1 protein-coding gene is annotated in these 423 nt (G+C 73.5%); it reads left to right on the top strand.

The genetic code is table 11. The annotated features are described in order from the left end of the window. On the top strand, positions 1 to 423 hold a 423-nt coding region (locus AB4039_RS42510; RefSeq protein ID WP_442273346.1), incomplete at both ends, for an AMP-binding protein.

Raw genomic sequence — 423 nt, 5'->3', positions numbered from 1 at the left:
CCGGGGCCTGGGCCGCGGCGACCTCGCCGGCATCCTCCTCGACCGCGGACCCGACTTCGCCGTCGCCCTCCTCGCCGTCCTCAAGACCGGCGCCGGATACGCCCTCCTGGACCCCGAGTTCCCCGACGAACGCCTCACCGGCACCGCCCGGGACGCCTCCCTCACCGCCCTCGTCACCGACACCCGCCACCACACCCGGCTGCCGGACGGACCGTGGCGCAGCACCCTGGTCGACGCCGGGCGCGAGGAGATCGCAGGCTGCTCCGAGGCTCCCCTCGGAACACCGCTGACCTGGGACGACGTCGCCTGCGTGATGTTCACCTCCGGATCCACCGGACGGCCCAAGGGCATCCTGTCCTCCCACCGCAACCTCGTCTCCACCCTCACCGCCCAGACCTACGCCACCTTCGGCCCCGGCGAGAC

The organism is Streptomyces sp. M-16, assembly GCF_052114405.1.
Classification (GTDB): domain Bacteria; phylum Actinomycetota; class Actinomycetes; order Streptomycetales; family Streptomycetaceae; genus Streptomyces.
The sequence above is the reverse complement of the archived record's forward strand: the minus strand, read 5'-3'. Positions and strand labels throughout refer to the sequence as shown.